The organism is Mariniphaga sediminis (assembly GCF_003573545.1).
Classification (GTDB): Bacteria; Bacteroidota; Bacteroidia; order Bacteroidales; family Prolixibacteraceae; genus Mariniphaga; species Mariniphaga sediminis.
In genome coordinates, this window is record NZ_QWET01000016.1 from 119,866 (window position 1) to 129,027 (window position 9,162).

Below are 9,162 nucleotides of genomic sequence, written 5' to 3' on the forward strand. Positions count from 1 at the left end.
CTTAAAAGTAACGAAGTTAAGGCATTAGTATTTCACTGAGAACATAAAGAAAGTAAATTCCGAGAAAAACTACTCCGGTAATTTTCCCAATTCTCCACCTGCTCAGAAGTAACCAGACAATTAATAAAACAACAGAACCAAACAGAATAATGGCCGAACGGGAAATATCTCCCCCCGTGCTAATCGCTTCATTCGACATAAGGACAAAGATGGCAAGGGGCAAACCAAGCCCCACGAGAATGTCGAAAATATTGGAACCTATCGCATTGCTCACTGCCATATCACCTCTTCCCTGGCGTGCCACAATCATCGATGAAATGAGATCGGGAACAGAAGTACCTATGGCTAAAACAGTAAGGGCAATGATGGCTTCGGGAATATTAAGAATGTAAGAAATAACCACGGCGAGTTCCACCAGGGCCCAACTCAAACCGGCTATAATAAATATTGAAAGCAGAAACACCCTGTAATAGTGTTTTTTATCGGGGAATATCCGGCAAAGCAGCCGATCGAAAATATTTAAAACTCCCTTCTCTGCACAGTCCTGTTCTTCCCTTTCATCAAAAGAAAGGTCGTTGTAGGGAAGAACCTTTTTCCAGTAAACAACGGCTATCACATAAAAAATATAGATTCCCAAAAAAACAATGGCTTCAGTCAAAGTAAACCTGCCATCCCAAATAAACCACACAAGAAGCACCACCGCAAGCGTATAAAAAAACAGATCGCGCACCATGGGTTGCCAGGTAAGGCGGGCTTTGCGCACCAATGCCGCAGCACCCACAATAACGAGAAGGTTAAAAATGGCGCTCCCCACAATACTGCCAATTCCAATAGCCTGGTGATCTCCCGGTTTAAGAACAGAAAACAACGCCACAAAAAGTTCAGGAGCACTGGAGCCAATTGCCATCAGGGTAGCCCCGGCAGCGTCGCTTGAAAGACGTAAATCATGGGATATTTTATCTAAAGAAGCGATAAAGAAAAGATCAACAATGCGTGCCAGTAATACAAAACAGACCAACAATGCCAGGGTGTACAGAATAATCATTCCTGTGGTTTTATTTAATCTTCCGGATAATCTTCGATTCTCTTTTTCTCATTTTCAGAATCTTTTTCATCCAGGGAAGAAGCATCATCCAGCTCTCTTTTTATTTGGTTAGTCTCCTTGTCCACGGCTGAAGAAACCTCGTCCAACTCATGTTTCATTTTATAGGTTTCCCGATCCACGGTTGATTTAACTTCGTTGATATCCTTCTTTATATCAGAAGTATGTTCATTGATTTCGCGCTTGATCTCATTGGTTGCCTTTCTAAATTCGCGTAACCCCTTTCCCAGCGTTTTAGCGATATCAGGAATGGCTTTCGACCCAAAAAAAAGTAATGCCAGCAACATTACAAGCACCAGCTCTCCTCCGCTTATAAATAATATATGATTCATTCTTCATTTTGTTTAGCCCACAAATATACAAATTGGCAACATCATTTAAACAGGATGTACCAATAAAAAAACAATAGCCCTGCTAATGCAAGGCTATTGACTAAAGCTATAATTTCATATCGTTATTTACGCTTTTCTGCCACTTTTGCCAACTTCTTTTGGAAGTCATAAGCAATAGGCGTAGCCACAAACAGCGATGAGTATGTACCAACAAGAACACCTACCAGCAATGCGAATGTGAACCCGCGAATAGTGGCTCCTCCAAAGAGGAAAATAGCGAGCAATACAACAAATGTAGAAAGCGAGGTGCTGAATGTACGGCGTAGCGTACTGTTCACTGCCTCATCCACGTTTTGCTCACGCTTACGTTTCGGATGCAATTTCAGGTATTCCCTGATACGGTCGAAAACCACCACGGTATCGTTAATGGAATAACCAAGCACCGTTAGAATAGCCGCAATAAATGCCTGGTCAATTTCCAGGGAGAATGGCAACACATTGTAGAGTAACGAGAAAATACCCAATACGATAAGTGAATCGTGAGCAAGGGCAACTACAGCTCCCAGCCCGTACTGCCAGTTGGTGAAACGAATTAAAATGTAGAGGAAAATAATTATCAGCGCAAAACTGATGGCAATTACTGCGTCTTTCCGGATATCATCGGAAATGGTCGGTCCCACCTTCTGCGAACTTTGCTGATAGTCCTCGGTAAATTCTTCGAGGGTTATATTATCATCGAGTAAATCAGCATCCTGAAGGCCTTTCATCAGCATGGCTTCCACTTCATTATCAATATTCTCGCTGTCGTCATCAATTTTATAGGTAGTAGTAATCCTCACCTGGTTACTGGCGCCGAAGGTTTTCACTTCCGGAGCAGTGCCGTAAACATCAGCCAGCGCCTGTTGAACATCGGCCACCTCAACATCCTGGTCAAAACGAACTACATAAGTCCGGCCTCCTTTAAAATCAATGCCGTAATTCAATCCGCGAACAGCAAGTGAGCCAATTGATAAAATAATGAAGGCCCCGGAAAGGATATACGCAATTTTCCTTTTTTCAAGAAATTTGATGGAAGTATTCTGGAGCCAGTTTTCTGTAAATTTTGTGGCAAAAAGAATATTCTTGGTCCGTTTCAGTTTCCATTCAAAAATGAGACGTGTTAAGAAAATGGCAGAGAAAAGTGAAGTCAGGATACCGATAATCAGCGTAGTGGCAAACCCTTTAATCGGCCCGGAACCAAATACATAAAGGACGATCCCGGTTAAAAGGGTTGTCACCTGACCGTCGATAATGGCTGAATAGGCATTTTTATACCCGTCTGAAATGGCAAGCTTAATTCCTTTCCCGGCGCGCAATTCTTCCTGCACCCTTTCATAAATCAGCACGTTGGCATCTACCGACATACCAATGGTAAGTACAATACCGGCAATCCCCGGAAGGGTAAGGGTAGCACCCAATGAAGCGAGGATACCTAAAATGAAGAACATGTTGGCAATCAGTGCAACATTGGCAGTAAGCCCAGCATTCCGACTGTAAAAGAAAAACATGTATACAAGCACCAAAATGAAGGCTACAATAAATGAATACAAGCCACTACTGATAGCTTCCTGTCCCAGTGAAGGTCCTACGATTTCTTCCTGGATAATACGTGCCGGCGCCGGCATTTTCCCTGATTTCAGAATATTGGCAAGGTCTTTTGCTTCCTCAATGCTTTCCAGACCGGTAATACTGGAACGTCCTCCGGAAATTTCATTTTGCACAGTGGGAAAAGAACGCACGTAACCGTCGAGCACAATAGCGATTGATTTGCCAATGTTCTCCTTGGTCAGGCGTTGCCAGGTTTTGGCTCCTTCACTGTTCATGGTCATCGACACCTCCGGATTTGAGCCCATTTGATCAAAATCCTGGCGGGCATCGGTAATCACGTCACCATCGAGTGGCGCCTGTCCATCGCGGGTGTTCGCTTTCAGAGCAATCAGACGAAAGAAATTACCGGCTTCATCCACCGAATTGGCCGTCCACCTGAACATCATGTCCCGTGGAAAAATGCTTTTAACCTGCTCCCGCGAAAGGAATTCATTCACTTTGGAAGTATCTCTTGAATGGGCAATTCCGATTGCCGGTCCCTGAAATAACTGTCCCTGTTGGTCAGTACTGGGATTCAACACAGCAAAAAGCGGATATTCCTTTCTGAAATTTTCGAGGTTGTCCATTCCTATATCTGTGGAATCGCTTTCGGTTCCGGCTTCGAGTTCCGAAAGCAGGGAACTTTCTTCTGCAGTGGTATCTGTTTCTGCAACTGCCGCACTTTCAGTATCTACCCCGGCTGACTCAGAAACATTGCCTGAAGAGGCAGCTTCCATTTCTTTTAGCCGCTCATTGGCCTGGAGCAGGAACGGATAAACCTCCTGGTTCTCGTAAGTTTCCCAGAACTCGAGCATGGCAGTCCCCTGAAGCAGGTTACGTACCCGGTTTTGGTCTTTCACCCCGGGAAGTTCCACCAAAATCCGGCCTTTTGTCTGCAATTGCTGAATGTTGGGCTGCGCTACCCCAAAACGGTCGATACGCGTACGGATGATATTGAATGCATTATCAATAGCTGCATTGGTTTCATCCCTGATAACATCCAGCACCTCCTGGTTTGTTGTATTTATATTGATTTTCTCACGCAATTCCAGCGTCAGAAAAATAGAGGCAAGTCTTGCATTCGGGTCAATTTCTTCAAAAGCCCGTCCGAAAAGGGTTACAAAATCTTCCTGGCTTCCCCGTTGCATCAGCCTGGCTTGTCTTAACGCTGCATTAAACGTAGAATCATTGTTGTAATTGGACAATGCCCTGATAAGATCATCGACCGAGACTTCCAACGTTACGTTCATCCCTCCTTTGAGGTCCAGACCAAGGTTCAGTTCCAGCTCTTTTACCTCTTTGTAGGTATATTTTTTCAGCCCCAGAAAATTGTAAACCTCTTCGCCTGAAATGGAATCGAGGTAATTAAATTCCTGGTCTGAATTGCCCTGGGCATATTCCCGGGCCGCTTTTTCCACCTGTCTGGCTTTGAATGTAAACGAAAGCTGGTATAGACATACCGCAGCAAGCAGGATGGCAAATGTTAAAATAGCACCTTTGTTTTGCATATAAATTTTGTTTTAAAATTGTAATGTTAGTCCCAATTGAGTTTATTCTGTAAAATGGTAAAATGCGGGAAAGATATCCCGTCTCCTCCAATCAACTATCTGATTTTTTAGATAGGATGAATCAGGAGACTAACGGATCATTATCAGGGAGGGAGAAATAGTAGTGCCTGAAAATCAGGTGATGATATGTGAGAAAAAGTGTTTTCCGGGGAGCCTTCTTTTCTGTCTTTAATAACTGGTGGTTTCGAAGATGATGACACTTTTGAAGCAGTTTGTTATGTGTCTCATCAAATAATTTACGCACAGATGTCCTTTGTACCAGCGACTTTGCGCTTACATTATTTGCCTGAGAAAACAGGTAAATTGTACCATGTTCATCAGCTGCTCCTTCGCTTTCAGCCTGTAGTTCTTTCAGCGTTCCCGGATGATTCTCGAAATAAATATCGAACAGCACGGCAACACTTACCAATGCTGTAAAAAACACTAATCGTACAATAAATTTTTTCGATATTTTAAATTTGAAATTCACCTTATAGTCAAATTTAGCCGGGCAAATATACCGAAATAGTTCAGGTTTACAAAGATGAGATTCATGAATTTTAAACACTCAGAATCAATGTACCGGACTATTCTTTTCCATTTTTATTACTGAATTAAACACATTCTAAAAGAAGAGAGTGTCTGTCCCGGCAAAAAAAATCAAAACCGAAGTCTGATTGGCAAATGAAATTTGTATTTTCAACTCTACAATGAGATTCAAAAAGTATTATTTTTTATTGTTGTTAGCCTTCCTGACTTTTAACGCTCAGGCACAACCTGTTAACATACCAACTATTTCGGAAGAACAACTAAAAAGACATATTTCCTTCCTGGCATCAGACAGTTTGCAGGGGCGCGCACCAGGCACCTCTGTCCGGGGCTTAAACATGGCAGCGAAATACATTGAAAAAATGGGATCGGAATCTTCTTTACAGATCCTTTCCCAAACGTTCCCCCTTATCTCATCCCAGCCTGATGAAAAAAACACCTTTCTAAAAATATCCGGTAAAAAAGGGAAAGAAACGGTATATAAAAAAAACTTCGCTGCATTAAAACCTCATATTGAAACACTCGGGTTTTCCGGGGAATTGGTTTTCACCGGCTTCGGTTGGAAAGATAGTATTTCAGGCTACAATGATTTTGAAGGAATGGATCTCCAAGGGAAGGTGGCCATTTATTCTGTTGGCACTCCCGAATCTTTCAGGGAAGGCTTTTCGTATTTGTGGAACAGCTCGCAGGAATACCAAAAAGCTAAAAAAATCCTTGATGCAGGCGCCGCAGGTATTATTTTGGTTACCAGTCTCCAGGCCCCCAGAGACAATACGATTCAGCAATTAGAACAATGGACAAAGAAATCAAACTACATACTGGAGCCATCGAACAAAGAAAACCTTTTACCGATCGTTGCTGCCACCCCTGCTTTTGCCAACACGCTTTTCGGGAAAAACAATAAATGGGAAAGACAGTTGAAGTCCATTTCAAAAAAAGGTACCCCCGAAACTTTCATCACAAAAAACAAGGAGGTGCAGGTAAAATTATCCAGAAAGGTTGAAGAAACAGAGGTTCAGAATATAATAGGAATAATGGAAGGAAGTCACCCGCAACTAAAAGAGGAATGTGTGGTTTTTATGGCACATTACGATCATGTGGGAATGAATGAGCTTGGTGAAGTTTTTAACGGTGCCGACGACAATGCCTCCGGGGTGGCCACACTGCTCGAATTGGCTGCCGCTTTTGCACAACTCGCTAAAAAACCTAAGCGCAGTATTGCCTTTCTCTGGGTTACTGCCGAAGAAGCAGGGTTGCTGGGATCAGAATATTACAGCAAAAATCCTGTTTTCCCATTGAAAAAAACGGTAGCCTGCATCAACCTCGATATGGTGGGGAGAGTTTACGAACCGCGCGATTCGGTATGGAACCAATCGCCCAAACAGGTGAAAAAGTTCAACGAAATTTACACCCTTGTAAACGATTTTAACCCGCGCCTAAAGGAATGGACTGATTCGGCCTGCTCCCGGCTGGGACTAATTCCGGACTACTCCCTTCCCGGAAAATTTCTTCACATCAGCGATCACTACCATTTCCACCGAAACCAGGTACCTGCACTAAGCCTGTCAACCGGATACACTGCCGATTATCATCAACCATCAGACGATATTTCACGTATCCGGTTCGACAAAATGAAACGGGTAGCTGAACTTTGTTTTCTTGTGGGTGTTGAATTGGCAAACTTCTGAATAAATTTCTATTTTCGGAATTCTAAATAAAAATTATCATGAAAATTGTAGTACTCGACGGATATACATCAAACCCCGGCGATTTAAGCTGGGAGGGGATTCAGCAATTGGGAGACTGTACTGTTTACGATCGGACCCCACCAGAGAAAACGGCAGAACGCTCGAAAGGAGCGCAGGCTGTTTTTACCAATAAGGTTGTTTTTGACAAAGCAATAATTAACCAACTGCCCGATTTACAGTTTATCGGGGTACTGGCTACAGGTTATAACGTTGTAGATTTGGAAGCCGCCTCCGCGGCAGGCATTGTGGTTGCTAATATTCCGGCTTACAGTACAACATCGGTAGCCCAAATGGTTTTTTCCCACATTCTGCACCAGGTTCAGAATATTTCGGAACATGCCGCTTCGGTGAAGAAAGGCGATTGGGCTACCAGCATCGATTTCTCCTACCACATTACCCCTCAAACCGAGCTGGAAGGAAAAACCCTCGGCATTATTGGTTTTGGACAAATCGGACAGGCAGTGGCAAAAATCGGGCTGGCTTTCGGGATGAATATTCTTTTTAATAACCGCAGCCAAAAAGGAACCGGACTGAAAGCACGGCAGGTGGATTTGGACACGCTGTTGGCCGAAAGCGATTTTATCAGTGTTAATTGCCCTCTGACCAGCAAAAACGAAGGATTCATAAATAAGGCGACGATTGAAAAAATGAAGCCCTCAGCCATTTTGATAAACACCGGCCGGGGCCCGCTGATCAACGAGCATGATTTGGCAGAAGCATTGAACAGCGGCAGGATTGCCGGAGCCGGACTTGATGTATTGTCGACCGAGCCACCCTCTCCCGACAACCCGTTGAGCCAGGCCAAAAACTGCCACATCACCCCGCACATTGCCTGGGCAACCACTGAAGCCCGAAAACGGCTGATACACATTGCCACTGAAAACCTGAAAACATTTATAGAAGGGAACCCGCAGAATGTAGTCAGTTAAACCACCCGAAATAAATGATATTCAATACCATTACAAGAACCAGAATTTAAGAAATATTTCACGTTTTTACTGAAACAAAAATGCCACCACCACGTTTTAGTTTCAGTAAAAACAAAAATGGTTATTAAAATATTACATGTGGTTTTGCTGGCCTCAGTGAAATATTTTTTCACACTTCCGTATGCCATGATTATCGGATTGGAATATGAGCAGGCCGTTTTATCCGTTCTGACGGGTGGAATAGGTGGTTTCCTGTTCTTTTATTACCTGAGCAAACCGCTCATTCGAGGATTCAATTCTGCCTTTCCTTTCCTTTGCCGGCTGGCGCCTGTATCGCTTAAAACACGGTGTCAGAAATTTTTTAAACCCAACCGAATCAACAGAAAAGTAAAAATATTTACCCGCAAAAACAGGCTGCTCGCCCGGTTTAAAAGAGCATACGGATTTTGGGGTATTATCATCACCACACCGCTTTTTTTAACGATCCCGCTGGGCGCATTCCTCGCCGGAAAGTATTATTCAAACCGAAAGCACCTTGTCCTCTACATGATACTCTCCATTGTGGGGTGGGGCGTTGTCCTTTCAGGAATCATCCATCTTTTCCCCGGCGTATTTTTAGATTAAACAATCCTGGTATCTTTGTAAAAAAAAGAGATGACAAAGGATGAAATGCTAGACCTGATTGTATCGTGGGAAAACCTGAAACTTCTCATCCGGGAAGCAGAAAATCATCCCGACCAGTTATCTGTTTTAATGGACATTGCTTTGTACAGCAAACATCCCAAAAGCTGGCGTGCTGCATGGATTGCCGACAAAATTCACGAAAAAAACCCCCAACATATCGCTCCCTTTCTGACGAAAATAATCAGGCAGTTGAAAAAGGAAACCGACAAGGGGAAAAAACGTCATTGGCTGAAGTTAATCAGCCAAAATGAAATCAACGAAAAACATTACTCTTTTTTAATGAATTACTGCCTGGATACGTTCATGTTGGGAGAAGAGCCTGTGGCAGTGCGGGTACATGCCATGCAAATTTTATTTAATATTTCGGAAAAGGAAACAGCCTTTAAACGGGAACTCGCTTCCATTATCGAACATGAAATAGAACTTCACCCAACAGCCGGAATACAGTCTAGAGGACAAAAGCTGATACAAAAACTAAAAAAACAATTAAAGAATCCACCCTCAAAGAAGGTGGACTTATAAAAAGGCCCCTATAAGGGGCCAAAGTTGAGCCGCTGCTGCTCTTCGAGACGTTCTTGATCTTCTTGAAATTTCACGTACTTCTTGATTTTGTCTTCATCAAGTCCGATAGTGTCAACACAGTAG

Annotated in this window: 8 protein-coding genes; 4 read left to right on the forward strand and 4 right to left on the reverse strand. The window is 43.1% G+C overall.

What is annotated here, in order from left to right; translation table 11 throughout:
• Positions 1–16: 16 nt before the first annotated feature.
• The 4 genes from D1164_RS18080 to D1164_RS18095 all read right to left on the reverse strand — a co-directional run bounded on the left by D1164_RS18080 (position 17) and on the right by D1164_RS18095 (position 5,097).
• The gene (locus D1164_RS18080) at positions 17–1,045 is read right to left on the reverse strand and encodes a calcium/sodium antiporter (protein ID WP_119351303.1); all 1,029 of its coding nucleotides are present in this window, start codon (positions 1,043–1,045) and stop codon (positions 17–19) included.
• 14 nt (positions 1,046–1,059) lie between these two features.
• Positions 1,060–1,434, reverse strand: a complete 375-nt coding sequence (locus tag D1164_RS18085) for a Sec-independent protein translocase subunit TatA/TatB (protein ID WP_119351304.1) — start codon at positions 1,432–1,434, stop codon at positions 1,060–1,062.
• A 122-nt stretch (positions 1,435–1,556) separates the two neighbouring features.
• Entirely contained in the window at positions 1,557–4,568 is a 3,012-nt protein-coding gene (gene secDF, locus D1164_RS18090; RefSeq protein ID WP_119351305.1) for a protein translocase subunit SecDF, read from the reverse strand.
• A 121-nt stretch (positions 4,569–4,689) separates the two neighbouring features.
• On the reverse strand, positions 4,690–5,097 hold the full coding sequence (locus D1164_RS18095; protein ID WP_119351306.1) for a hypothetical protein: 408 nt from the start codon (positions 5,095–5,097) through the stop codon (positions 4,690–4,692).
• A 220-nt stretch (positions 5,098–5,317) separates the two neighbouring features.
• On the opposite strand from D1164_RS18095, the gene D1164_RS18100 reads away from it, so the two are divergent.
• The 4 genes from D1164_RS18100 (at position 5,318) to D1164_RS18115 (ending at position 9,039) form a co-directional block, all read left to right on the forward strand.
• The gene (locus D1164_RS18100; RefSeq protein WP_119351307.1) at positions 5,318–6,844 is read left to right on the forward strand and encodes a M20/M25/M40 family metallo-hydrolase; all 1,527 of its coding nucleotides are present in this window, start codon (positions 5,318–5,320) and stop codon (positions 6,842–6,844) included.
• Between the two features lie 38 nt (positions 6,845–6,882).
• On the forward strand, positions 6,883–7,833 hold the full coding sequence (locus D1164_RS18105; protein ID WP_119351308.1) for a D-2-hydroxyacid dehydrogenase: 951 nt from the start codon (positions 6,883–6,885) through the stop codon (positions 7,831–7,833).
• Between the two features lie 117 nt (positions 7,834–7,950).
• Positions 7,951–8,457: a hypothetical protein gene (locus D1164_RS18110; protein ID WP_119351309.1), complete on the forward strand. Its 507-nt coding sequence runs from the start codon at positions 7,951–7,953 to the stop codon at positions 8,455–8,457.
• 30 nt (positions 8,458–8,487) lie between these two features.
• Positions 8,488–9,039, forward strand: coding sequence for a hypothetical protein (locus tag D1164_RS18115; RefSeq protein WP_119351310.1), 552 nt, complete (start codon positions 8,488–8,490; stop codon positions 9,037–9,039).
• Positions 9,040–9,162 lie beyond the last annotated feature (123 nt).